The organism is Nonomuraea guangzhouensis (assembly GCF_019396345.1).
GTDB classification, from domain to species: Bacteria; Actinomycetota; Actinomycetes; order Streptosporangiales; family Streptosporangiaceae; genus Nonomuraea; species Nonomuraea guangzhouensis.
On record NZ_JAHKRM010000060.1, the window covers coordinates 1 to 22,889 of the forward strand.

The following is a 22,889-nucleotide window of genomic DNA, read 5'->3' on the forward strand; positions in this document are numbered from 1 at the left end:
TGCTCACCCATGGACTGCCGGGCGTGGCTCTCGGCGGCGAACCGGCCATCCCCGCAGCGATGACGTCCCCACCCCGGCCGCCCACCCAGAGCATCCTCGGCGCGGGACTGTGGCAGCGCCTGATCCGCATCGCCGTCGTCCTGACCGCCGTCACCCTCGGCGTCGCCGTCTGGGCCCACCAGACGGGACGTCCATGGCAGAGCATGGCCTTCTTCGCCCTCGGCGCCACCCAGCTCGGCGTCGCACTCGGCTCCCGCACCAGGCCGGGCTCGCTGGCCAACCCGATGCTGCTGCTCGCCGTCGCCGGCGCGTTCATCCTGCAACTCGCCGGGTTGTACGTCCCACCGCTGCGCGAGCTGCTCGGCACCGAACCGCTGCCCCTGGGCGACCTGTTGATCGTCACCGCGCTGTCCACCCTCGGTTACGCCGCCGTCCGCCTCGACCGGATCCTGCACCCCTCCCGCCAACCACAGCCCATCCCACCCCCAGGCGCCCTCGCCCATGCCCACCAGCCCGACCACAGCGATCGATCCCGCGCATGACCCGCGCGGGTCCGCTGCGAGCATGTGCTCCGAAGCCAGGGGAGGCGAACGACAGTAGGGCCGTTGGTCCGACCGGCTTGTGGACTTTCGCCTCTGCCATGCGTCGAGTCCATCCGATGGAGTGAAGGCAGATTGGCCGCTGAAGGAGGTTGGCGATCATGGAAGCCAGGCAGTGGACCGTGCAGATCTACCTCACGCAGGAGGGTGACGACACCACCGCGCGGGCGGTCCTGACCACCAGGGATGCCACGCGGCTGGCGGGCACCGGCCACGCTCGGCGCAACCCGGCCGACCCCGCCGTATCCGAGATCGGCGACGAGCTGGCGGCCTCACGCGCTCTGGCGGATCTCGCCGAGAGACTGGCCCTCATCACGCAGCACGACATCACCGAACTCGCCGATTCTGCCGTGCCGAGCCGCTCATGGTGAGCCCGGTCGTCCTCGGTGCGGACGGCTGCCCCGCCTCCTTGCTCACGGCCCTCAGGGCGGGAAAGGAAGCGGGACGGCTCCGGGACCCGCTGCTCATCTCGCACGCCATCCCGGCCCGGCTGGGGCGGCGGCCCGCTGCCGAGGTGGGGGCGCTCCTGGAGGAGGCCATCCTCCAGGCTCGCACGACACAGCCTCGCATCAGCGTCACCACCGAGGTGGTGACGGGGTCACCAGTTCTGGCCCTCGTCGAGCGTATCGCCGATGCCCAGCCGCTGGTCACATCTGTGGACGTGACCTTGCCCAATGATGACCAGCACCTGAGTGCGACCGTGATGGGCGTGAGTTCATGATGGGGAGCATGGGGTCAGGTAGCCGATTCGACGCTTTTCGCGCCTTGGCCGAGCGTCGTGGGCGTCCTGGCGTCCGGTTGCTGGAGTCTTTGTCCGACGCGGCGAAGGCTGGTCAGGGTGACGCTGAGGTGTGGGCTCCTGAGGTCGCCGAGCGGTTCGGCCTGCCGGCGGCGGCGGGGCTCGGGCCGGCCACGTTCTACGCCGATCTGGCCGCTCCTCACGGTCGCCGTCATGTGCGGGTATGTACCGCTGCGGCGTGCTTCGCCGCAGGGGCGGGTCGACACGTTCGTCAGGTAGAGGAGGTGCTCGGGGTCGCGGCAGGTCACATCGATGCGGATGCGGACGTCTCGCTGCAGGGTGTCCGGTGTCTTGGCTACTGCTATGCCGGTCCCGCCTGCCTCGATGGCGACACGCCGTGCACCGGCCCGGCGCTTGCCGACCAGCTCTCTGGCCGCGCGGAACCTCATGCTCCCCCGATACCGGCCGTCGATGCCACCGGCGCTCCTGTGCTGCTGGCCGGGGTCGTCGAAGGAGAGGACGCCTGGCAGGTGTGGCCCGAAATCGTGCGGACGCGCACGCCAGAGCAGGTCCTTGCCGAGGTGGCGGCCTCCGGGCTGCGGGGGCGCGGAGGAGCCGGGTTTCCAGTGGCCGCCAAGTGGGCGGCCGCGCGGAGCTCTCCCGACACGGTGGTGGTGGCCAATGGCGATGAGGGCGATCCGGGTTCGTATGCCGATCGGCTGCTGATGGAGGCTGATCCGGGGCGGGTGCTGGAGGGGCTGGCGCTGGCTTGTTTCGCCTGCGGGGGCCGCCGTGGCGTGGTGCTGGTCCGGTCAGAGTATCCGCGCGCGCTGGCCCGGATGCGGATCGCGGTCGAGCAGGCACGCGCCGGCGGGCATCTGGGGCGGCGGATCCATGGCACTGATGTCGATCTCGACGTTGAGGTGGTTGAGGGTTCAGGCTCTTATGTCGCGGGTGAGGAGACCGCCCTTGTCGCGGGGCTTGAAGGCGGGCGTGGTTGTGCCCGGCCGCGTCCGCCGTACCCGACGCAGCGGGGTCTGTGGGATGCCCCGACCGTGGTGAACAACGTCGAAACGCTGGCCGCGGTCCCGTGGATCGTCGCCTGCGGCGGGGACATCTATGCTGCGCGTGGCACATTGTCGGAGTCAGGCACGAAGCTGGTCTGCCTGTCTGAGCGGTTCGCCCGGCCTGGCTGCTACGAGGTCGAACTCGGCACGCCGGTGCTCAGGATCGTCGTCGAGCTGGGTGGCGGCCTGCGTGAGGGCTCGGATTTGACCGTCTTGCAGGTCGGCGGGCCTCTGGGCGGCTTCCTTGCCGCCGACCAGCTCGACGTGCCGCTGTCGGAGGCGGATCTGGCCGGTCGCGGCGCGGCGCTCGGGCATGCCGGACTGGTCGCCTTCGACCAGCAGGTCGAGCCTGAAGAGGTGTTGCGCCATGTATGGGAGTTCGCCGCCGCGGAGAGCTGCGGCGCGTGCTCACCGTGCCGGGTGGGGTCCCGCAGGGGCTTGGAGATCGTCCGGACCGGTGCGCCGACCGGCCAGGAGTACGCGCGGCTGCTTCGGGTCATGGGTGAGGCCAGCCTGTGTGCTTTCGGGCGGCGAGTTCCGGCGGCGGTGCGCAGCCTCGCCCGCGCCTACGGCGAACGGCTTGCGGGGTGGGATCAGTGAGGGTCCGGGTTGACGGGGTGACTGCTCAGGTGGCGGATGGCGCCTCGGTGCTCGACGCCGTGCGTGCGGCCGGGGGTGAGTTGCCCACGTTGTGCAATGATGACCGGCTGACTCCGGTTGGCTCCTGCCGTACCTGCCTGGTGAGATCCGGCGGAAAGGTGGTGGCCGCGTGCGTGACTCCGGCCGCCGAGGATGCCCCGATCGAGGTCGCGGCCGACGATCTGCGAGCGTTGCGCCGCGAGGCGGTCGAGCTCATCGTCTCGGCTCTGCCGTCCTACGCTCTCGACGGTGGACCCGGCGGCGGCGAACTGGCCAGGGTCTGCCACTCGTTGGGGATCGCGCCGCAGGCCGCCCAAGGGCTCGGAGGCCGGGGACGTGATGACAGCCACCCCTACGTCCACCTCGACCGGGACCTGTGCATCGCTTGCGGCCGGTGCGTGCGGATGTGCGCCGAGGTGCAGGGGACTTTCGCCCTTACCTTGGTCGGGCGGGGTGCCGACACGGTGGTCGCGCCCGGCACTGGAGGATTGTGGGCGGACTCTGATTGCGTCGCCTGTGGCGGCTGCGTCGACTCCTGTCCGACCGGCGCGCTCACCGAGCCCGGCCTGCCCATCGTCGGCAGGACACCGGAGCCGGCACGTACCCGCACCACATGTGGCTACTGCGGGGTGGGCTGCTCGCTGGACGTGCTCACGCGCGATGGCGGGGTGGTCGCGGTGCTGCCCGACCATGACGGCCCGGTCAATCGCGGGCATGCCTGCGTCAAAGGCCGTTTCGCCCACGGCTTCCTCCGCTCGCCTGAGCGCCTCACCCACCCGCTGCTGCGCCGCGACGGCCGACTGGAGCCGGTGAGCTGGCGCGAGGCGCTCGAGCACGTCGCCCGTGGGCTACGGGCCGCGGTTGCCGAGGGCGGCCCCGACGCGGTGGCGGCGATCTCGTCGGCCAGGGCGACCAACGAGGAGAACTACCTGCTCCAGAAGTTCATGCGGGTGGTGATCGGCACCAACAACGTCGACAACTGCTCAAGGCTGTGCCATGCCCCATCGGCGGCCGGACTGACCGCGACGTTCGGCCTGTCCGGCGGCACCGACTGCTTCGACGACGTGGAGCGCGCCGATTGCCTGCTGCTGGTGGGCGCCAACCCGGCCGAGGCGCACCCGGTGGTCGGCGCGCGCCTGCTGCAGCGGGTCCTGCGCGGGGCGCGGCTCGTCGTGGCGGACCCTCGGGCGGTTGGCCTGGCCCGCTACGCCGACGTTCACCTGCGGCCCCGGCCCGGCACCAACGTCGCCCTCTTCCACGGGCTGGCCCACGTGCTGCTCGCCGAGGGCCTGATCGATGAGGAGTTCCTGCGCCGCCGAGCCACCGGCCTGCCGGAGCTCACCACGCTGCTGGCGGGCTACTCCCCGGACCGGACGGCCGCGATCACCGGCGTCCCCGCCGACGACGTGGTCGCCGCCGCCCGGCTCTTCGGCCAGGCCGAGAAGCCCGCGATCATCTACGGGCTGGGGGTCACCGAGCACCTGCACGGCACCGACGGAGTGCGTACCCTGGCCAACCTGGCGATCCTGCGCGGAGCGGTCGGGACCGGCCGCGGCTTCGGGGTTAACCCGCTGCGCGGCCAGAACAACGTCCAGGGCGCCTCAGACATGGGCGCGCTGCCGGATCTCCTGCCCGGATACGGGAAGGTGACGGACCCTGCCGCCCAAGCCCGGGCCGAGCGAGTGTGGGGTACACCGGTCCCGCGGCGGCCCGGAATGCGTATCCCGGAGATGTTCGCCGCCGCGCGCGCGGGGGAACTGCGCGCCTTGTGGGTCATCGGGGAAGACGTGTGCGCCACCGATCCGGACAGCGCGCACGTCGCCCAAGCGCTTGAGACGTGCCCGCTCGTCGTGTGCAACGAGCTGTTCCTGTCGGAGACCGCCCGCAGGGCCGACGTCGTGCTACCGGTCGCGTCCTGGCTGGAGAAAGAGGGCACCTTCGTCAACTTCGACCGTCGCTTCCAAAGGGTGCGAGCCGCCCTCGACCCGCCGGGAGCGGCAATCACCGAATTCGCGATCATCCACGCGCTCGCCGCGGTGCTCGACGCCGATCTGGGATGTTCCACGCCGGCAGAGGCGCTGGCCGAGTGCGGCCGGCTCGCACCCGCCTTCGCCGGGCTGTCTCACGAACGACTCGACCGCGAAGGCGCTGTCGCCTGGCCGTGCCCGGACCCCGACCGGCCCGGGGAGGCCTCGCTCTACCGGGAACGCTTCGCCACCCCCGATGGGCTGGCTCAGCTCAGCGCCGCGCCCTATCTTCCGCCGGGTGAGCAGCCTGACGACCGTTATCCTCTGGTGCTGGTCACGGGTCGGCGCTGGGCGCACTACAACTCCGGCGGCATGACCCGGCGCACGGACAATCTCCTCCTCGACTCCGTGGACCGGCTCGACATCCATCCCGCCGACGCGGCCCGATACGGCCTGCGTGATGGCGACCCGGTCGCGGTGGAGAGCCGCCACGGCCAGGCCCGCCTGATCGTCCGAACCAGCGACGCCATGGCTCCGGGCCAGGTCTTCTGCGCCTTCCACTTCCCTGCCAGCGGGGTCAACACCCTCACCTCCGACCGAGCCGACACCGTGACATCCTGCCCCGAATACAAAGTCACAGCCGTACATCTGAAAGCGCTGAACCCCTCTACCTCTAAATGAATGCTGAGGACTGTTCCGAGCATGCCTATTCACGGCCTGTGACCTCTGCCGGGAGCGCCGTCCAGGGCAAGTGAGATAGCGCCAAGAGTTTCATCGCCTGTGGGTCTCATCTCATCAGCTGGGGGAACGCTCATGCGGCAAGGCCAGAGAATTCCTCTTCCGGGAGGCGGCAGTGAGCGAGCAATATGCCGGTCGGCCCATTCTGGTCGGCTACGACGATTCGTCTGAGAGCCGGCAGGCGCTGCACTGGGCAGTCGAGGAGGCGCGGCTGCGGGGACTCCCTCTACTGGTCTGCCATGCCTGGCACTGGCCCTATGCCCTCAGGCCTGTTCCGCACGAGGTTTTGGCGCAGATCGAGCAAGTCGCCCTCAGCGTGGTGAACGATGGCGTCCGCCAGGCCCGTAACCTGGCTCCGGAGATAGATGCCCAGCCGCTGCTGGGGAGAGGTACACCCTCGGCAGTACTCCTGGAGGCCGCACGCGAGGCGGAGGTGACGGTGCTCGGATCTCGCGGGCAGGGAGGATTCGACGGCCTACGAATGGGATCAGCCGCCGTACAGGTGCCCGCGCACAGCGTCAGGCCGGTCATCATCGTACGGCCCCTCCCATCACCGAGCAGCCGGCAGATCCGAATCGTGGTCGGCGTCGACGGCTCGCCCGCGAGCCGGGCGGCCCTCGATTTCGCTCTGGAGGAGGCCGCGATGCGTGGCGGCACCGTGACGGCCATGTGCTGCTGGGGGGATTGCGGATCATCGTCATGGCAGGATCCGCTTCCCTTCGTGGATTCGCATGCGCTGCGCAGGGGAGCCGAAGCCCGCTTCCATGAAGTCGCATCCCAACTGGCGCGCAGACACCCCGATGTACCGGTCACGACGGAATTCGTGACCGAGCGGCCCCAGCGCGCACTGATCGACTCCGCCAAAGACGCAACGCTCCTCGTGCTCGGCAGCCGGGGAAACGAGGCACCCGCCTGCCTTCTGCTGGGACCGGTCACTCAGACCGCACTGCTCGAAGCCTGGTGCCCGGTCGCGATAACCCCGCCCGGCTAGCTCAGGCGCCGGTCTGCCGCCTTCGCCTTCGTAACGGTCGATGGACGCTTGGCCGCCCTTCGTGGCCGACTGCCCTTGGGGCGCAGCAGCGTGACCACAGACGGGGCGGGGTTCAGGCGGTAGGCGAGGCTCAGCGCGTGAAGTTCGTTCTCGATGGCGCGGGCGAGCGAGCACGAGGTCGCGGGCGGCTCGCCGTTATGCCCGATCCGTGAACGAGTGCGTGGCGGCGGGGAGCGGCCCAGCGCGATGCCCACCCCCGGCCTGGAGGGTGGGCACGAGCGCGGGGCGCACTACTTGAGGTAGGGGTTGCGTTGGATGATGGGGAGCTTGCCGAGGCCCAGGGTGGTACCGGCGCCTGCCAGGGCGAGGCCGACCAGGACGATGGCGTAGATGATGTGGTCGTCCATGAACGGGTTGTTGGCCAGAGGCAGTTCGGCCGCCCACATCAGGACCAGCAGCAGGCTGCCAGTGACGGCGGCGATGCGGAGGCCGACGCCCAGGATCAGCGCGGTGCCGATGCCGAGCAGGCCGAGCATGAACAGCCAGTCCACCCAGGGCTGTCCGGCCAGCGCGCTGAAGAAGCCGCCGAGCGCGTTCTCGCCGGTGCCTTTGAGGAAGCCGGTGGTGGGGCTGCCGCCGGAGATCCAGGCGCGGTTGGCGGGGGTGGCGAATCCCCAGCCGAAGGTCTTGTCCAGGAACGCCCACAGGAAGATCCAGCCGATCGATATCCGGGCGATCGCCCAGACATAGTCGACCGGGCGAGTGGCGTTGTCCCTCGCGTCGACGTTCATGGGGGTTGAACGTGTGGCGGCCATGACGGCCCCCTTTCAGTGCGGATTGGCTGCTCTTCTCACACCTCGATCACACCGTTTCCGGTGACCGGTGGGCAGTGCCGTACGGCCCGCCGTACCGGGACCTTTGGCACTTCGTATGGCTACGCCGGTTTCGGTGTGATTCATCACCGTCACCGCAGCCCCATTCAGACCAAGGACCGGGACGCTCTGGGACTTCCGCCCCTATCAGGCCGGAGCGCCTGGCTGCGGGATCGAGAAAAATCCGAAGGAGGGTCCAACATGCCGATCACGGTGAAGGAGGTCATGACCACGCAGGTCGTCTCGGTCAAGAGCAGCACCCCGTTCAAGGACATCGCCGAGGCGCTCATAGCGCACAGCATCAGCGCGGTGCCGGTGGTCCACGAGAGCACCTGTGTCCTTGGCGTCGTGTCCGAGGCAGACCTGCTGTGCAAGGAGGAGTTCCGCGAACAGTATTACGGCGACGATTACCAACCGCCGCTGCGCACACGGCTACGCCACCGACTGGCGCAAGAAGGAGGCAGCCTCCGGCAGAAGGCGGTGGGGGACACAGCCGCCGAACTCATGACCTCCAGCTGAGTGTTCCACCTGGACGGCGCCACGCCCATCCCCAGATCACTCCAGCATGTCGGGCAGCGGTCGGCGGACGGATTCCTTGTCGTCGAAGGTGATCCCCAGCCGCATGATCATCTGTGGGTACTCCTGCGAGCACAGCTCCTGCCTGAGGAACTCACGCAGGTGGTACATCTCCAGCGCCTGGGTGTGGAAGGCGGCGCTGACCCCATACACGGAGGCGTGCAGCAGAATGCTTTGCAGTGCCTGTCCCGTCGCGGTCCATTCCTCCCGCGTGTCGCCAGGGGTGGTGAGCAGGGCCACGACTCCGGTGGCCGTGGAGGCACTCTGGTCGGCTTGGCTGCCCCAATCGTGGCGCCAGGCGTAATCACGCTGCGGGAAGTACGGGTCTGTCCGGGCGGCCTGGCGCGGATAACCTTCGGCCGGCACGCCGTCCTTGCGGGCACTGCCCGGCGGCCGGGCCCAGCGGATCACCTCCAGGCTGAGCACCCGGTCCTGGGACTGCGCCGCCTGCGCGGCCTGGGTGAGCGCCGCGATCATACTCACCGCGACGGGCGAGCCGACCGGCGTCAACCTGGCCCCCTCACTCCGCGCGTCCTTGACCAGCCCTTCGAGCAGCCGCTCAGGCACAGGCAGGTCGGTGAACCCCGCCCGGTGCGTACGGCGCCGCTCGATCTCCGCGCCGAGCGCCCGCGTGTCCTCGTCGGCCTCCACCTCCGCACCCAACCTGATCACGGCCAGCAGCGAGGGACGGTCCGGGTCCGGCAGCACACGGACAGACGGCTCATAACCCTCACACCGCAGCGCCGTACAGATGGTGAAAAGGGCGGCCCCGCAGCTGATCAGCAACTCCCTACCGGCGCTGTCACCCATCAGCAGCTTCCTGTCGGTGTCTGCTCGCAAACTGATCTCCTCACCGGACACGCCGAAGGACCAGGGCTGCGTGTTGTGCACGGAAGGAGCCCAGCGAGCGGCCTTCAACGCCGCCTGGATGGCGTGCTCCCGATGCGGTGCCGTGCCAGCGGCCATGACAGCACCTCCCATCAGTGATGCCCCCAGCCCATCACGCCAGGACGGCAACCGGGCAGGGCCGAAGGTCCCACCCCGTTAGAGGCATCAGCCCTCGTCGAACGGACCCCCGCGGACCCGATGGACAGGGACCTTCGGCGCCAAGGCCGAGGCCGTACGGCACTGCCGAGGGGCGTGGCACCTACGACAGCGTGAATGGCGGGAGGTGCGTCATGTCCCCATCACTCGCCACCGTGTCCGGCGTCAGGCGGCTGCTCGTCGCGGCCGGTCAGGCGCCTTCCGTGCACAACACCCAGCCGTGGCGCTTCGCCGTGTCCGGTGAGGAGATCAGTTTGCGGGCCGATCCCGACCGACGACTGCGGGTGAGCGACCCGCGAGGGCGGTCCCAGCATGTGAGCTGCGGCGCGGCCCTGTTCAACCTACGCCTGGCGGTTCGGGTGGCCGGGCGGCGGCCGCTGGTCTGGCTGCTGCCGAACCCCGACGAGGAGCCCGGCCTGCTGGCGGCCGTGCGCATGGCCGACGCGACCCCCGCCTCCGGCGAGCAGCGCGAGCTGTACGACCTGATCCCGGTGCGGCGCACCAGCCGGGAGCCATTCTTCGAGCGGCAGGTTCCGCTGTCGGTATTGGCCGAGCTGCGCAGCGCCGCCTCGCGCGAGGGCGCGCACCTGCTGCTCCTCGACCGGCGCTGCGCCGGGGAGACCCTCGACTATGCCGCGATGGCCGAGGACGAGCTGGCCCGAGACCACGGCTACCAGGCGGAGCTGGCCGCGTGGACGATGTCCGGCGCCCGCTTCGACGGCGTCCCGAACTACGTGCACGGGCCGCGGCCGGTCAAGGAGCCCGGGCGTACTCGCGATTTCGGACGGCGGGCCGGTCAGGCCCGCTTCGAGGAGCACCCGCTGCTGGCGGTGCTCACCACGCCGGGCGATCGGCCGCTCGACTGGCTGCGAGCCGGACAGGCGCTACAACGCGTGCTCCTGGTGGCCACCTCGCAAGGGCTGTCGGCGTCGTTCCTCAACCAGCCCCTGGACCTGCGGGACATGCGCCACCGCAGGGACCCGCGTCACCGGAGCGGCCACCCACAGATGATCATCCGGCTCGGTTACGGCCCATACGTCGCCCGCCCCCCGCGCCGCCCGGCCAGCGAACTGGAGACCAGCCATATCTGAAGTCTACGACGTACTGCTGCGTGACGGCGGCATAGCCCGAGTACGTCCGTTGGGCCCACCGACTGCCACCCGCTGCAGGAGCTGGCGTCACCGCTCTGGCCGACCCGCTCGTCCGAGTGGGAAGCCTGCTGGAAGACCTGCCCGAGGTGGCCGAGCTCGACCTCAACCCGGTCATCGTCACCCCCGATGGCGCCGTGAGGATGGACGCGCGGGACCAGGGTCACTCCCTGCCGTCCGCCGACCTCGCCGCTGCTACGCCACCTGCGTTGACCAACGACCACCGTCGTTGGGACTTACGGCCCTACCAGGCCCCCGGCGGCGGGGCTGTGATGAAGACAACGGAACAGCCGACGAGAAGGGCTGACTCATGAAGCGCAGGACCGTCGCCGACGTGATGACCGCCAAGGCCGTCACGGTCACCGCGAGAACCCCGTTCAAAGACATCGCCGAGACCCTGATCACCGGCGGCATCAGCGCCGTCCCGGTGCTCGACGACGACGGCCACGTCATTGGCATGGTGTCGGAGGCCGACCTGCTCCGCAAGGAGGAGTTCCGCGAGCAGTTCTACCGCGAGGGCTACCAGCCGCCGCTGCGCGCCCGGCTGCGCCACCCCAAAGGCAAGAAGAAGGCCGCCGGTGACACCGCCGCCGAGCTGATGACCAGCCCGCCGATCACCGTCTCGCCCGAGGCCTCGGCCGTCCTGGCCGCCCGGCTGATGGACGCCCACGACGTCAAACGGCTCGTGGTCGTCGACCAGGACGGCCGCCTAGCCGGCATCGTCTCCCGCCGCGACCTGATCAAGGTGTTCCTGCGCGGCGACGACGACATCGCCACCGAAGTGCGCGAGGACATCCTCGACCGGGGACTGTGGGTGGACACCACCGGCGTCCTCGTCCAGGTACGCCAGGGCGTGGTTACGCTGAGCGGCCAGATGGACCGCAAGACCGAGACCGCGATCGCCGTACGGATGACCGGCCGGGTCAATGGCGTGGTCGACGTCATCGACGAGCTCACCTGGAAGCACGATGACTCTAAGTGGGAGGCCAGGTAGTCATGCTCGTGCGTGAGGTCATGAGCAGCCCGGCCATCACCGTCCGCCGCACCGATCCGGTGCGGCAGGCCATCCGGACGCTGCACGACCATGGCATCACCGCGGCGCCTGTCACGGATGACGCCGACCGCCTGGTCGGTGTCGTCAGCGAACTCGACCTGCTGCGCGGCGAGTTTGAGCCCGACCCGCGGGCGTCGGTACAGCCCGCGCATCAGTCCGCCGAGCCGCCGCCCCGCCGGGTCATGGAGGTCATGACCCGCGAGGCCGTCACGGTGACCGAGACCACTGACGTCACCAAGGCGATCGACCTGATGGTCGGCAAGCGGATCAAGAGCCTGCCCGTCGTACAGGGAGACCGGATCGTGGGCATGGTCAGCCGCCGCGACCTGCTGGCCATGCTCGCCCGCCCAGACGAGCAGCTGCGTCAGGACGTGATCGCTGCGCTGCACGAGCACTACCCCTTCGGCCCCAGCTGGGACGTCACCGTCCGCGACGGCGTGGCCCAGCTGAGCGGGCCGCCCCACCAGCACGCCGACCACATCGCCGACCTGCTCGCCCGCACCGTGCCCGGCATCATCCGGGTCAGACACCTGAGGTGATCGCCATGAGAATGACCGTCGCGGACGTGATGACCACCGACGTGGCCGCCGTCAACCGCAACGCCTCCTTCCACACCGTGGCCGACCTGCTCATCAGCAAGGCCGTCAGCGGCGTGCCCGTTCTCGACGACGACAACCACGTGCTCGGCGTCGTGTCCGAGGCCGACCTGCTGGCCAAGGAGGAATTCAAGGAGCGCTACTACGGCGAGGCCTACCGGCCCCCGCTCCGCGCCCGCATCCGCCACAGCATGGGCAGTGAGGGCAGCGCCTCCTACAAGTCGATCGGCGAGACCGCCGGCGAGCTGATGACCTCCCCCGCCCGCGTCACCACCCCCGACTCGCCCGTCGTGGCGGCCGCCCGCCTGATGGACCACCACGGCGTCAAGCGACTGCCCGTCGTGGATGCTGACGGCAAACTCGTCGGCATCGTCAGCCGCCGCGACCTTCTCAAGGTCTTCCTCCGCGCCGACGAGGAGATCAGAGAGCTGGTGCTGGCGAGGATCCCGATCAGCGCCATGTGGACCGACCCGAAGGGCCTGGATGTCAAGGTGGCCGAGGGCGTCGTCACCCTATCCGGGGTCGTCAGCAAGCACTCCGAGGCCATCGCCGCCGTCCGCATGGCCGAGGGCATCGACGGCGTCGTCGCCGTCCACGACGAGCTCACCTGGCAGCACGACGACGTCGTTGACCTCCCGATCTGGGGCGGAGCCTGACCAGCGTCGATCTGACGTGACACGAGGAGCACTGATGGACGTACTGGGTCAGGTCGATGCTTACTGGCGCGGCGTACTACCTGTCGGTGGGCCAGATATATCTGCTGGACAATCCGCTGCTGACGGAGCCGTAGCGCCCGGAGCACATCAAACCGCGGCGGTGGCACACGCCTGGCTGGAGGGCACCTACTCCGAGCGCTATCCGGACGTCTCCCAGGACGCGGCCGGGATGCAGCGCCTGTTCCGGCAGTTCTCCCTTCCCCGGCGGCATCCCGAGCCATGTCGCGCCGGAGACACTCGGCTCCATCCACGAGGGCGGCGAGCTGAGCTACTCGCTCGCGCACGCGCCAGGTGGCTGGAAACAGCGAAGGGCATCCCGTGGCGCCTGCCGCTGGCGTCTCTGAACTACCTGCTGTCCTCGCACGTCTGGCGGCAGGACCACAACGGCTTCTCCCACCAGGACCCCGGTTTCCTGAACGTGGTGGTCAACAAGAAGACATCCGTGGTGCGGGTCTACCTGCCGCCGGACGCCAACGCGCTGCTGTCGGTCGGCGACCACTGCCTGCGCCGCGGATATGCCCACGTTGGAGACCCTCGCGGCCCCCGCGCTGCTGGGCGAGCATCTGCCTAAGCTGAAGGTGCGCGTCCTCCCCGAGACCAGCGAGTGGACCTGGCCCACCTGATCATCAATTGCCTGATGCCCGCCACCGTCTCAGCCGGTGGCGGGCATCTCCGTGGTCGCAGCCATCTTCAGGGGAGGTCCTAGAGCAGGGGCGGGACGACGATGAGGTCTTCCTTGTCGAAGGTCAGCTCGCTGACGACGTCCACAACGCCCTCCACGCCGTGGATCGACTTCACGAGGGCGACGGCCTGGGAGTTCCGCTCGACCCTGCCGCCGAGCGTCACGATGCCCTGGTCGACCTCGATCGCGAACGCCTCGCGATTCGGTAGCAGCGCGGTGATGTCCGCCATCAGGTCGGCGGCCGGACGGGTGAAGACCCGCAGTACGTCCCGCTGATGCAGTGTGCCGATGATGCGCCCGGTGACCGGGTCGATCACGGGCAGTTGCTTGACGCGCTTGTCGTGCATGAGCCGCGCCGCGTCGCGGACGGACGCGCCGGGCGTGATGGTGATCGCCGGAGTGGTCATGAGCTGTTCCGCTTTGACGCCCGCGGCCTTGTGGTGCTCCAGACGCTGATGGCGCGACTCGAAGATCGAGGCGCTGTGCCGTACGGTGTCGGTCTCCTTCAGCAGCAGATCCTCTTCGGAGACCACGCCCACGGGCCGCCGGTCGGTGTCGATCACGGTGACCGCGCCGACGGCGAAGCGCTTCATCGCGCCCACGATCTCGGCGAACGACGCGTCTTCGAGCACCGCGATGGCCACACGTCCCATGACGTCCTTGACCTCGATTGTCATCGTTCTCACCTCTCCTTCACCTCCCACGGTCCGCTCCAGCGGCGGAGGTCGGTAGCGGCGAACGTCCCCCTGTGTTGGGGCCTAGGTCCTGACCTGCGGGTCACCTCGACAGCGGGCTGGAGGTCGTGTTCCGTCCAACCTCGCCATGGGTAGCGTCCTGACATGGCTTGCTTGAAGCGCTCCTCGCGACCGAGGGCGGGGGGTTCCAGCCGGCTCGGGCTTCATCTGGGCGGTGGCCTGGGCTGCTGTTGCTTGGGGGTTGGCTTTCCGGCCCACGCCAAACCGCGTACCCGCTCTGGGTTGTGTGTGCTCCGCCCTCCCGGCGGTGGGGATCTTCTCGGCGGCGTTCACGTCGGCGTGCGTGATGTGTCCGCGAGCCGGTCATGAACCCATGGGTCCTGTCCTACGGGGGTTTCGATCCGGCCTCGGAGGGGTTGCGCGAGGCGCTGTGCACGCTGGGCAACGGCCGGTTCGCCACGCGCGGCGCGACTCCTGACGGCGAGCTGCGGACACCGGGCACCTACGCCGCGGGGTGCTATGACCGCCTGGACTCCACCGTCACGGGGCGGACGGTGACCAATGAGGACCTGGTCAACCTGCCCGACTGGCTGCCCCTCACCTTCGCCACCCCTGGCTCGGACTGGTTCCGCCCCGAGCGGGCCGACCTGCTGGACTACCGCCAGGAACTCGACATGCGGCACGGGATCCTGCACCGGGCGCTGCGCTGGCGCGACGAGTCGGGCCGCATCACCGTGGTACGGCAACGCCGCCTGGTCTCCATGGCCGACCCGCGCCTGGCCGCCCTGGAAACCACCTTCATCGCCGAGAACTGGTCCGGCCCGCTCCGCGTCCGCGCCACCCTGGACGGCAGCGTGACCAACAGCGGCGTGGCCCGCTACCGCGACCTGCGCGGCGACCACCTCACCGGCCATGAGACCGGCGACCAGGACGGCCTCACCTGGCTGACCGCCCTCACCCGCTCCTCTCAGATCACCGTAGCGCTCACCTCCCGCACCGACACCGCCACCCTCGCTCGCGAGGTGATCCGCGAAGGGGACCGGATCAGCACAGAACATGTACTCGACCTCGCGCAGGGCGAACCCGCCACGCTGACCAAGACCGTGGCCTTGGCGACCTCGCGCGACTGCGCCGTCCACGACGCCCGCACCGCGGCGATCCGCGCCGTACGGCTGGCGCCGCGCTTCCACACGCTGGTGGTGCGGCACGCGGCGGCCTGGGAGCGGCTGTGGCAGCGCGCCCGGGTCGATGTGGACGGCCCGGAGCTCTCGCAGATCGTGCACCTGCATGTCTTCCACCTGCTGCAGACGCTCTCCCCGCACACCGCCGACCTCGACGTCGGCGTGCCCGCCCGCGGCCTGCACGGCGACGCCTACCGCGGGCACGTGTTCTGGGACGAACTGTTCGTCCTGCCCTGGCTGAACCTGCGCTTCCCCGAGACCTCGCTCGGCCTGCTCCGCTACCGGTGGCGGCGGCTGCCCGAAGCCAGGGCGGCGGCCCAGGACGCCGGCTACGACGGGGCGATGTTCCCCTGGCAAAGCGCCAGCGACGGACGCGAACAGACCCAGACACTGCACCTCAACCCCGCCTCCGGCCGCTGGCTGCCCGACGCTTCCCACCTGCAGCGGCACATCGGCCTGGCCATCGCCTACAACGTGTGGCAATACCACCTGGCCACCGGCTCGATGCCGCTCTGGTGCGCCGAGCTGCTCATCGACATCGCCAGGTTCTTCGCCTCGCTGGCCGTGCTCGACCCCGCCTCGAGACGGTACGAGATCCGCGGCGTCATGGGACCCGACGAGTACCACGAGCGCTACCCGGGCGCCGCCTCGCCCGGCCTGGCCAACAACGCCTACACCAACGTCATGACCGTGTGGCTGCTGCTGCGCGCCCGAGACACCCTGGACCTGCTGCCCGAACTTGCCGTCTCCGCGCAGGAGCGGGCCCGCTGGGACGACATCACCCGCCGCATGCGGGTCGACTTCCACGACGGCGTGATCAGCCAATTCACCGGCTACGCCGACCTGCTGGAGCTGGACTGGGCACGCTACCGCGGCGTGCGCCGCCTCGACCGGGCGCTCGAAGCCGACGGCGACGACATCAACCGCTACAAGGCAGCCAAGCAGGCCGACACCCTGATGCTGTGCTACCTGCTCACCTCCGACGAGCTGGCCGGGATCCTGAACCGGCTGGGCTATCCGGTCGAACCCAGCCTGATCCCCCGCATGATCGGCTACTACCTCGACCGCACCAGCCACGGCTCCACCCTCAGCGCCGTCGTACACGCCTGGATACTCGCCCGCTCCGACCGCGCCCGATCCTGGCACTTCTTCACCGAGACTCTGTTCAGCGACATCAAGGACATCCAGCACGGCACCACTGCCGAGGGCATCCACCTCGGCGCCATGGCCGGCACCCTCGACCTCCTACAGCGCTGCTACCTGGGCCTGGAGATCCACCCCGACGGCCTGCACCTCAACCCACTGCTTCCCGACCGGCTCGGCGTACTGTCCATGCCCATCCGCTTCCGCGGCTCCCAGCTCTTCATCGACGCCGACCACCGGCAGGCACGCATCAACGGCGCGGCAAGACTGAACGTCACCAGCCAGCAAGGAGAACCGACCATGACAGGCGCCGGCGACCTCGGACGTCGCATCACCCATCACCGCGAGCGGCTCGGTCTGACCCTCGAACAGGTCGCCGACCGCGCGGACATGTCACCTGGCTACCTCCAGTACCTGGAGGAACAGCCCGGCACACCCACCGCCGATGCCATGTACCGCCTGGCCGGAGCCTTGGAGACCACCGTCGACGACCTCCTCGGCGGCACCGTCGACCGGCCGCCCGGCCGCGGCCGCGCCAAGACGGCCCCGACACTGGAGAGCCTGGACCACGACGAATGCCTCAAGCTGATCGAGCCCGGCGGCATCGGCCGGGTCGCCTTCAACGGCCCCCACGGACCCACCGTGCTGCCCGTCAACTACAAACTGCACCACGGCTCCATCGTCTTCCGCACCGCGTCGGGCGGCCCCATAGACCAGGACCTGCGCACCGGTCAGGAAGGCGTGGAGATCAAGATCGGCTTCGAGGTGGACCGGATCGACGAGGCCCAGCGCGAAGGGTGGAGCGTGCTCGTCCAGGGCCCCGCCCACCACGTCTCGCCCGACGAGCTGTCGGAGGTCATCGACGCCGACGTCACCCCGTGGGCGGGCGGCGAACGCCACCTCTACGTCCGCATCACCCCGCACCAGATCACCGGCCGCCGCATCCACCACCTTTGACGGTCATGCTCCAGGGCCGAAGGTCCCCTTCCCAGAAGGGTGAAGCAACCGATCCCCAAGGGTCCTTCGAGCCCCGCGGAGAGGACTTACGCATCTGCTCCGGCGCCGGGCGGCGCGGCAGAGTTGGCATCACACCAACGACGTGCCAGAGGAGCTGACTGAGATGCGGACCACCCAGATCACCATGCACCCGAAGCCAGCACGACCTCGACCGGAGATCGACCGCCGCACTCCGTCCGGGCGGCCCCTTCCGTTCTAAACGCCACGTTCTTAACACCACGGTCCAAACGCCACACCGCGAGCCTGAATCACCCTTCCTCGACGGGCTGTATGAAGACGCCGGCCGAGTGCAAGGGAAGGCGGCGACCGCTGACCACGTGCAGGGGCAACCGCACGAACACCGGCTCGGTCATCGCGGCCCACGGAGCCCCGACCAACTGCTCCAGTCGACTGACCTGTCCACGGTCGGTGATGACTTCGGCCCGGCCGCTCAGCACGGCCTTCAGATCATTACCGGATGCCGACCAGGCGACACGACCGATGACGACCGTCGACAGCAGCGCCAGGTAGGCATCACGGTCCAGGGTCTCGATAGAACCTGCGGGCCTCGATCACCTTTCCTTCCTCTCCACGCACGCAGCGTCTCATGTGGTCCGCCAGCCGTACTCTTGGCCTCGCTGCTCTGTATCCCATGCGACAGATTCCCCAGTTGTCGTTCTTCAAGGTGTCGACGGCCCCCGCGAAGGTGTGCGATGACGAGGAGGAAAGCCGCCAAGGACTCTGGGCCGCGGGTTCCGGCGCTCGGGACTTTGGCCCCTTACGCACCCATGAGTGCTCCTTCAGGATTTGGGGGAAGGACAGCGGCGGGAGGCAAGGGGGCGGATGATGGTCGCGACGGCTCCTCCGGGCGATGCCGTCTGGCTGGACGTCGCTGACGCGGCGGCACTGCCTGCCGAGGAGGTGCTGGCCCGGCTGGGCAGCGGGCATACGGGGCTGACTACGGCACAGGCGCGGGATCGGCTGGCGGTGCTGGGGCCCAACGCCGTGCGCTCGCATCGGGCGCGGTGGCTGGCGGTGCTGGGTCGCCAGTTGCGCTCACCGCTGCTGATCTTGCTGGCCGTGACCGCTGTCGCCTCCTTCTTCCTCGGCGAGCCGAAAGACGCGCTGATCATCGGGGTGATCCTGGTGGCCTCGGTCGGGCTGGGCTTCGTCAATGAGTTTCGCGCGGAGAAGGCCGCCGAGGCGCTGCAATCCCAGATCGAGCATCGCTGCGTGGTCTGGCGCGACGGCCACCCCGGCTCGGTGGAGGTGACCGGGCTGGTCCCCGGCGACGTCGTCGAACTACGGCTGGGCGAGATCGTGCCGGCCGACCTGCGGTTGATCTCGGTGACCGACCTGGAATGTGAGGAGTCTGCGCTAACAGGCGAGTCGCTGCCGACGGCCAAGGCCACGAAGCCGACCGGCGCGAACACCGCCCTCGCCGAGCTGACCTGCGGCGCGCTGATGGGCACCGTCGTACGCGAGGGCTCGGGCACCGGCGTCGTGGTGGCCACCGGGGGCCGCGCCGCCTTCGGAAAGATCGCGCTCGCGCTTGGCGAGCGTCACCCCGAGACCGAGTTCCAGACGGGGCTGCGCCGCTTCTCCATGCTGCTGGTGCGCGTCGCCGCCGTGCTCACCAGCACGATCTTCATCATCAACGTGGTCTTACAGCGGCCGGTCGTCGACGCGCTGCTGTTCTCGCTGGCGATCGCGGTGGGCATCTCCCCGCAGTTGCTGCCGGCGGTCGTCTCCACCAGCCTGGCCGCCGGCAGCCGGCGGCTGGCCCGGCACAAGGTGCTCGTCAAGCGCCTGGTGTGCATCGAGGACCTGGGTGACGTCGAGGTGCTGTTCACCGACAAGACGGGCACCCTCACCGAGGGCCGCATCAGCTTCATGCGCGCCCTGGACGCGGCCGGACACGTCGGCGAGGAGCCGCTGGGGCTCGGCCTGCTGTGCGACGAGGCCATCACCGATCCCGGCGGCGGACAGGTGGTCGGCGGCAACGCGCTGGACCTGGCCCTGTGGAACTCGCCCGCCGCTGCCACCGTACGCGAGCAACTGGGCCGCTATCGGCGGCTGGTCCTTGTACCCTTCGACCACGAGCGGCGGATCGTCTCGGTCCTGGTCGAACGTGACGACGGCCACCGCCTGATCATCAGCAAGGGTGCGCCGGAAGCCGTCCTGGCCCGATGCGCCGACGTCCCCGCGCAGGGCGCCGCCGCGCTAGAGGCGGAATTCGCCGCCGGCAACCGGGTGGTCGCCGTAGCCACCCGAGACGCCCCCGGCACGACCACGCTGACGCCCGCCGACGAACGCGATCTGGTCTTCCGTGGCCTGCTGGTGTTTCTCGACCCGTCCAAGGCGGGCGCCCGCGAGGCCCTGCGACGCCTGGCCGAGCTCGGCATCACCGTCAAGGTTCTCACCGGCGACAACCCGGCCGTGGCCGCGAAGGTCTGCGCCGACCTCGGCCTGCCCGCCGCACAGGTGCTCACCGGGGCCGACGTCGAGGCCACCGACGACACCCGGCTGGCCGAGCTGATCGACAAGACCACCGTGTTCGCCCGGATCAGCCCGGAGCACAAGGCCCGCATCGTGCGCCTGCAGCGGCGAAGCGGCCTGGATGTGGCTTTCCTCGGCGACGGCGTCAACGACGCCATCGCCCTGCACGCCGCCGACGTGGGCATCTCGGTTGACTCGGCCACCGACGTCGCCAAAGACGCCGCCGATGTGCTCCTGCTGGAAAAAGACCTCGCCATCCTCGCCGACGGCGTCGTGCAAGGACGCCGGATCTTCGCCAACACCATGAAGTACGTCCTGATGGGCACTTCCAGCAACTTCGGCAACATGTTCAGCGCGGCGGGCGCCTCACTGCTGCTGGGTTTCCTGCCGATGCTGCCCTCGCAGATCCTGCTCAACAACCTGCTGTACGACACCAGCCAGCTGGCCATTCCCACCGACAACGCCGACCCCGAGCAACTGTTCCGCCCCTCCCGCTGGGACGTCCGGCTGATCCGCCGCTTCATGTTGTTCTTCGGGCCGATCAGCTCCCTGTTCGACTTCGCCACCTTCGCCATCATGCTGCAGGTCTTCCACGCAGGCCCGCCGCTGTTCCGCAGCGGCTGGTTCGTAGAATGCCTGGCCACCCAAACGCTGGTGATCTTCGCCATCCGCACCCGCCGCATCCCGTTCTTCCGCAGCCACCCCAGCCTCCCCCTGCTGCTGGCCGCCCTCGGCGTCGTCACTGTCGGCGCCCTGCTGCCATCGACCCCGCTCGCCAACGCTCTCGGCTTCCAGCCCTTGCCCGGCCTGTTCTTTCTCACCCTGGTCACCCTGGTGATCATCTACCTGGCCCTCATCGAGCTCGGCAAACGCTGGTTCTACCGCACCGCCCCCGAGGTCGCGCGCCACCGCGAACCGCCGCATGCTCATCGCATCCACCGCAGAGCCAGCCGCTTCACCGTCGCGAGCACCTCCTTGCCGCGCAAAGCCAAGACGGCGCCCGCCGGGCAATAGCCAACCAACAGCCGCTCCTTGATCAGACCAGCCCGCGGATTACCCCACCTGTCAGTGCCGACCGCGTTACACATCCCGCCGCCACGAACTCCAGGCGGGCCAGCCGATCAGCGGTGGCCTCGCAACGGCGCCTTCTGACGGTCTCAGGATGCCGGGATCAGGAACGACGAGCCGAGACCCTCGCCCCATTGCCTGGCTCGCTCCATCTCACCGGCCACCAGCGGCCCCTGGGTGCCCGTGACGTAGAAGCTCTCGGCGGGCGCGGCCAGGGCGAGGCCGAGCCGGCGTAACCGCTTGGCGACACCGCGCGCGGCCGAGCCGGGCATGCGCGGCTTGGCGATCCGGGTGTCGAAGGCGGCCGAGGCGAGCCTGGCCGACGGCGTCTGAACGGTGGCCAGCCACTCCCGCACCCCCTGCCCCTGGGAGAGCACCCGGCCCTGCTGGGCAGCCGATTGCCGGGTCGATGCCCTGCTCATCCCGAAGGCGTGCGTGGGGCCGCCGACGACTAGCAGGCCAACGTCCTCCTCGACCGAGGCGGGCGCGGAGCCGACCTCCAGGACCTCGGTCCTCATCGCGGTGGCCAGCCCCTCAGCTACCGCCTCGGCGATTTGCTTGGTGTTGCCGAACATGGACTCGTAAACGATCAGCGCGTACATCTCCTGCCTCCTTCGGGCTCAGCTCCGCGCCGGTATCACGGGCTCGAGATGGAACATGCCGGTCACCACGTCGCCGCCCTCCTTTAAGTGCGGGGTACGGCCCGCCACCGCCGACAGTTCCCAGGCCATCAGCGGCGACTCATCCAGTTTGACCGCGACCAGGATGCGGCTCATGACCTCTGTGGCGGTCAGCGACCCGATGTTCATGGCCGCTCCTCGCGGGGCCGTACGACCGCCACTGGACAGGTGACGTGGTGCAGCACGGAACGGCTGACCGAACCCAGCACCGCGGAGGCGAAGCCGCCCAGCCCCCGCGACCCGACGACGACCAGGTCGGCCGTGGTCGCGGCCTTGATCAGGGCGGCAGCCGGGTGCTCGCACAGCTGCTCGTCGGTGATCTCGACGTCGGGGTTCTTCTCGCGCCAGGGGGCCACGCGCTCGCCGGCTATACGGGCCTCGTGCTGGAAGGCCTTCTCCAGCAGGCTGTTGTAGCCGGCCGCGTAAGGGGAGAAAATCGGCAGCTGCCAGGCATACAGGACGTGCAGCCGCGCGTGGCGGGTGCGGGCCTGCTCGATGGCGTACTGCATGGCGGCCTCGGAGTGCTCGGACCCGTCGTAGCCGACGACGATCCGGCCGTGCTCTTCCCGGCCTGGCCCGCGCACGATCACGACCGGGCCATGCGCGTGGCCGGCGACCGCGGCGCTGACCGAGCCGAGCACCATGCCGCCGAAACCGCCGAGCCCCCTGCTGCCCACTACCACACTGTCGGCCGACGCGGACTCATCGATCAGATCGTCGATCACGTTCCCGGCGCGTAGTTCCGTCGTCACCTCGACCTCACCGGCCAGCTCGCGCGCCCGGTCAGCGGCGGCCTCCAGCGCACCCGCGCAGTACTCCGCGCTGAACGCGGCGAGCCCGTGTGGCCACTGCTCGCAGACGTGCACGATCCGCAGGTCCAGTCCTCTGCGTCGCGCGTCGGCGGCGGCCCATTCCACAGCTGCTGTCGCCGGCGCGGACCCGTCCACACCGACCACGATCCGTCCGTTCATCACGCGTCTCCTTCACGAGCTCGCCCTTTCACTTCCAGCCTTGCCAAACGGGCAACCGGTCACCGGAGGACGAAGTCCCGAATGCGGGTGCCGTTGGTCCCAAGATGAGCCGGGCTGCGGGACCTTCGCCGGGCCGTCCGGGCACTGTCATCGAGCGTGAGCGAAGGTAGGCACGGCCGAAAGGCATCGATGCGGCGGGACCTTCGTCCCTAGGCAGATCGGCTCGTC

22 protein-coding genes and 2 pseudogenes are annotated in these 22,889 nt (G+C 69.4%); 18 read left to right on the top strand and 6 right to left on the bottom strand.

Features of this window, described 5'->3' with window-relative positions; all coding sequences use genetic code 11:
• The 6 genes from KME78_RS60510 to KME78_RS60535 all read left to right on the top strand — a co-directional run.
• Positions 1-542 (top strand): cation transporting ATPase C-terminal domain-containing protein (locus KME78_RS60510; RefSeq protein ID WP_219539372.1); only part of this gene is annotated, 542 nt, incomplete at its 5' end.
• A 158-nt stretch (positions 543-700) separates the two neighbouring features.
• Positions 701-970 carry a DUF1876 domain-containing protein gene (locus KME78_RS60515; protein ID WP_219539373.1) on the top strand — a complete coding sequence of 90 codons (270 nt, stop codon included), beginning with the start codon at positions 701-703 and terminating at the stop codon, positions 968-970.
• Positions 964-1,320, top strand: coding sequence for an adenine nucleotide alpha hydrolase family protein (locus KME78_RS60520; protein WP_219539374.1), 357 nt, complete (start codon positions 964-966; stop codon positions 1,318-1,320). The genes KME78_RS60515 and KME78_RS60520 overlap by 7 nt, the downstream gene beginning before the upstream one ends.
• 89 nt (positions 1,321-1,409) lie before the next feature.
• Positions 1,410-3,005 carry an NAD(P)H-dependent oxidoreductase subunit E gene (locus KME78_RS60525; RefSeq protein ID WP_246654944.1) on the top strand — a complete coding sequence of 532 codons (1,596 nt, stop codon included), beginning with the start codon at positions 1,410-1,412 and terminating at the stop codon, positions 3,003-3,005.
• Positions 3,002-5,692 carry a formate dehydrogenase subunit alpha gene (gene fdhF / locus KME78_RS60530; protein ID WP_308127584.1) on the top strand — a complete coding sequence of 897 codons (2,691 nt, stop codon included), beginning with the start codon at positions 3,002-3,004 and terminating at the stop codon, positions 5,690-5,692. The genes KME78_RS60525 and fdhF overlap by 4 nt, the downstream gene beginning before the upstream one ends.
• Before the next feature lie 172 nt (positions 5,693-5,864).
• On the top strand, positions 5,865-6,740 hold the full coding sequence (locus KME78_RS60535) for a universal stress protein (RefSeq protein ID WP_219539377.1): 876 nt from the start codon (positions 5,865-5,867) through the stop codon (positions 6,738-6,740).
• A 290-nt stretch (positions 6,741-7,030) separates the two neighbouring features.
• Here the strand turns inward: KME78_RS60535 and KME78_RS60540 are convergent, their stop codons facing one another.
• Entirely contained in the window at positions 7,031-7,531 is a 501-nt protein-coding gene (locus tag KME78_RS60540; protein ID WP_246654945.1) for a hypothetical protein, read from the bottom strand.
• A gap of 282 nt (positions 7,532-7,813) precedes the next feature.
• Here KME78_RS60540 and KME78_RS60545 point away from each other — a divergent pair, with 282 nt between their 5' ends.
• Positions 7,814-8,131: a CBS domain-containing protein gene (locus KME78_RS60545; protein ID WP_219539379.1), complete on the top strand. Its 318-nt coding sequence runs from the start codon at positions 7,814-7,816 to the stop codon at positions 8,129-8,131.
• A 36-nt stretch (positions 8,132-8,167) separates the two neighbouring features.
• Here KME78_RS60545 and KME78_RS60550 read toward each other — a convergent pair whose 3' ends face one another.
• Positions 8,168-9,154 (bottom strand): Acg family FMN-binding oxidoreductase, encoded by a 987-nt coding sequence (locus KME78_RS60550; RefSeq protein ID WP_219539380.1) that lies wholly within the window; start codon positions 9,152-9,154, stop codon positions 8,168-8,170.
• Between the two features lie 212 nt (positions 9,155-9,366).
• Between KME78_RS60550 and KME78_RS60555 the strand changes: the two genes are divergently transcribed.
• The 9 genes and pseudogenes from KME78_RS60555 to KME78_RS68345 all read left to right on the top strand — a co-directional run bounded on the left by KME78_RS60555 (position 9,367) and on the right by KME78_RS68345 (position 13,369).
• Positions 9,367-10,323, top strand: coding sequence for an Acg family FMN-binding oxidoreductase (locus KME78_RS60555; protein WP_219539381.1), 957 nt, complete (start codon positions 9,367-9,369; stop codon positions 10,321-10,323).
• Positions 10,324-10,439: 116 nt separating this feature from the next.
• Complete coding sequence (locus KME78_RS60560) at positions 10,440-10,694, top strand: acetate--CoA ligase family protein (RefSeq protein ID WP_308127585.1); 255 nt, start codon at positions 10,440-10,442, stop codon at positions 10,692-10,694.
• Positions 10,691-11,374 carry a CBS domain-containing protein gene (locus tag KME78_RS60565; protein WP_219539382.1) on the top strand — a complete coding sequence of 228 codons (684 nt, stop codon included), beginning with the start codon at positions 10,691-10,693 and terminating at the stop codon, positions 11,372-11,374. The genes KME78_RS60560 and KME78_RS60565 overlap by 4 nt, the downstream gene beginning before the upstream one ends.
• A gap of 2 nt (positions 11,375-11,376) precedes the next feature.
• Positions 11,377-11,973, top strand: coding sequence for a CBS domain-containing protein (locus tag KME78_RS60570; protein ID WP_219539383.1), 597 nt, complete (start codon positions 11,377-11,379; stop codon positions 11,971-11,973).
• Between the two features lie 5 nt (positions 11,974-11,978).
• Entirely contained in the window at positions 11,979-12,686 is a 708-nt protein-coding gene (locus tag KME78_RS60575; protein ID WP_219539384.1) for a CBS domain-containing protein, read from the top strand.
• Positions 12,687-12,720: 34 nt separating this feature from the next.
• Positions 12,721-12,882: pseudogene (locus KME78_RS66895) on the top strand (hypothetical protein); the annotation flags it as partial.
• Between the two features lie 73 nt (positions 12,883-12,955).
• Positions 12,956-13,090, top strand: coding sequence for a phosphoketolase family protein (locus KME78_RS68335; protein WP_372455134.1), 135 nt, complete (start codon positions 12,956-12,958; stop codon positions 13,088-13,090).
• A pseudogene (locus KME78_RS68340) lies at positions 13,060-13,254 on the top strand (hypothetical protein); the annotation flags it as partial. The gene KME78_RS68335 and the pseudogene KME78_RS68340, both read left to right, overlap by 31 nt.
• A 7-nt stretch (positions 13,255-13,261) precedes the next feature.
• The gene (locus tag KME78_RS68345) at positions 13,262-13,369 is read left to right on the top strand and encodes a hypothetical protein (protein WP_372455133.1); all 108 of its coding nucleotides are present in this window, start codon (positions 13,262-13,264) and stop codon (positions 13,367-13,369) included.
• Positions 13,370-13,448: 79 nt separating this feature from the next.
• On the opposite strand, the gene KME78_RS60590 is transcribed toward KME78_RS68345, so the two are convergent.
• On the bottom strand, positions 13,449-14,105 hold the full coding sequence (locus tag KME78_RS60590; RefSeq protein WP_219539385.1) for a CBS domain-containing protein: 657 nt from the start codon (positions 14,103-14,105) through the stop codon (positions 13,449-13,451).
• A 383-nt stretch (positions 14,106-14,488) separates the two neighbouring features.
• On the opposite strand from KME78_RS60590, the gene KME78_RS60595 reads away from it, so the two are divergent.
• Both KME78_RS60595 and mgtA read left to right on the top strand, forming a co-directional pair.
• Positions 14,489-17,404 (top strand): pyridoxamine 5'-phosphate oxidase family protein, encoded by a 2,916-nt coding sequence (locus KME78_RS60595; protein WP_246654946.1) that lies wholly within the window; start codon positions 14,489-14,491, stop codon positions 17,402-17,404.
• A gap of 882 nt (positions 17,405-18,286) precedes the next feature.
• Positions 18,287-20,956 carry a magnesium-translocating P-type ATPase gene (gene mgtA, locus KME78_RS60605; protein WP_219539386.1) on the top strand — a complete coding sequence of 890 codons (2,670 nt, stop codon included), beginning with the start codon at positions 18,287-18,289 and terminating at the stop codon, positions 20,954-20,956.
• A gap of 143 nt (positions 20,957-21,099) precedes the next feature.
• Here the strand turns inward: mgtA and KME78_RS60610 are convergent, their stop codons facing one another.
• From KME78_RS60610 to KME78_RS60620, 3 genes are read right to left on the bottom strand one after another with little or no spacing between them, the layout of a single operon-like run.
• Entirely contained in the window at positions 21,100-21,612 is a 513-nt protein-coding gene (locus KME78_RS60610; protein WP_219539387.1) for a flavodoxin family protein, read from the bottom strand.
• A gap of 18 nt (positions 21,613-21,630) precedes the next feature.
• Positions 21,631-21,819, bottom strand: coding sequence for a hypothetical protein (locus tag KME78_RS60615; RefSeq protein WP_219539388.1), 189 nt, complete (start codon positions 21,817-21,819; stop codon positions 21,631-21,633).
• Positions 21,816-22,661: a universal stress protein gene (locus tag KME78_RS60620; RefSeq protein WP_219539389.1), complete on the bottom strand. Its 846-nt coding sequence runs from the start codon at positions 22,659-22,661 to the stop codon at positions 21,816-21,818. The genes KME78_RS60615 and KME78_RS60620 overlap by 4 nt, the downstream gene beginning before the upstream one ends.
• Positions 22,662-22,889 lie beyond the last annotated feature (228 nt).

Excerpts from the sequence above, each read along its gene's own strand:
- KME78_RS60550 (WP_219539380.1), bottom strand. The coding sequence starts at position 9,154 with ATGGCCGCTGGCACGGCACCGCATCGGGAGCACGCCATCCAGGCGGCG.
- KME78_RS68345 (WP_372455133.1), top strand. The coding sequence starts at position 13,262 with ATGCCCACGTTGGAGACCCTCGCGGCCCCCGCGCTGCTGGGCGAGCAT.
- KME78_RS60570 (WP_219539383.1), top strand. The coding sequence starts at position 11,377 with ATGCTCGTGCGTGAGGTCATGAGCAGCCCGGCCATCACCGTCCGCCGC.
- KME78_RS60610 (WP_219539387.1), bottom strand. The coding sequence starts at position 21,612 with ATGTACGCGCTGATCGTTTACGAGTCCATGTTCGGCAACACCAAGCAA.
- KME78_RS60555 (WP_219539381.1), top strand. The coding sequence starts at position 9,367 with ATGTCCCCATCACTCGCCACCGTGTCCGGCGTCAGGCGGCTGCTCGTC.
- KME78_RS60590 (WP_219539385.1), bottom strand. The coding sequence starts at position 14,105 with ATGACAATCGAGGTCAAGGACGTCATGGGACGTGTGGCCATCGCGGTG.
- KME78_RS60620 (WP_219539389.1), bottom strand. The coding sequence starts at position 22,661 with ATGAACGGACGGATCGTGGTCGGTGTGGACGGGTCCGCGCCGGCGACA.
- KME78_RS60575 (WP_219539384.1), top strand. The coding sequence starts at position 11,979 with ATGAGAATGACCGTCGCGGACGTGATGACCACCGACGTGGCCGCCGTC.
- KME78_RS60615 (WP_219539388.1), bottom strand. The coding sequence starts at position 21,819 with ATGAACATCGGGTCGCTGACCGCCACAGAGGTCATGAGCCGCATCCTG.
- mgtA (WP_219539386.1), top strand. The coding sequence starts at position 18,287 with ATGATGGTCGCGACGGCTCCTCCGGGCGATGCCGTCTGGCTGGACGTC.
- KME78_RS60515 (WP_219539373.1), top strand. The coding sequence starts at position 701 with ATGGAAGCCAGGCAGTGGACCGTGCAGATCTACCTCACGCAGGAGGGT.
- KME78_RS60540 (WP_246654945.1), bottom strand. The coding sequence starts at position 7,531 with ATGAACGTCGACGCGAGGGACAACGCCACTCGCCCGGTCGACTATGTC.
- KME78_RS60565 (WP_219539382.1), top strand. The coding sequence starts at position 10,691 with ATGAAGCGCAGGACCGTCGCCGACGTGATGACCGCCAAGGCCGTCACG.
- KME78_RS60520 (WP_219539374.1), top strand. The coding sequence starts at position 964 with ATGGTGAGCCCGGTCGTCCTCGGTGCGGACGGCTGCCCCGCCTCCTTG.
- KME78_RS60595 (WP_246654946.1), top strand. The coding sequence starts at position 14,489 with ATGAACCCATGGGTCCTGTCCTACGGGGGTTTCGATCCGGCCTCGGAG.
- KME78_RS60545 (WP_219539379.1), top strand. The coding sequence starts at position 7,814 with ATGCCGATCACGGTGAAGGAGGTCATGACCACGCAGGTCGTCTCGGTC.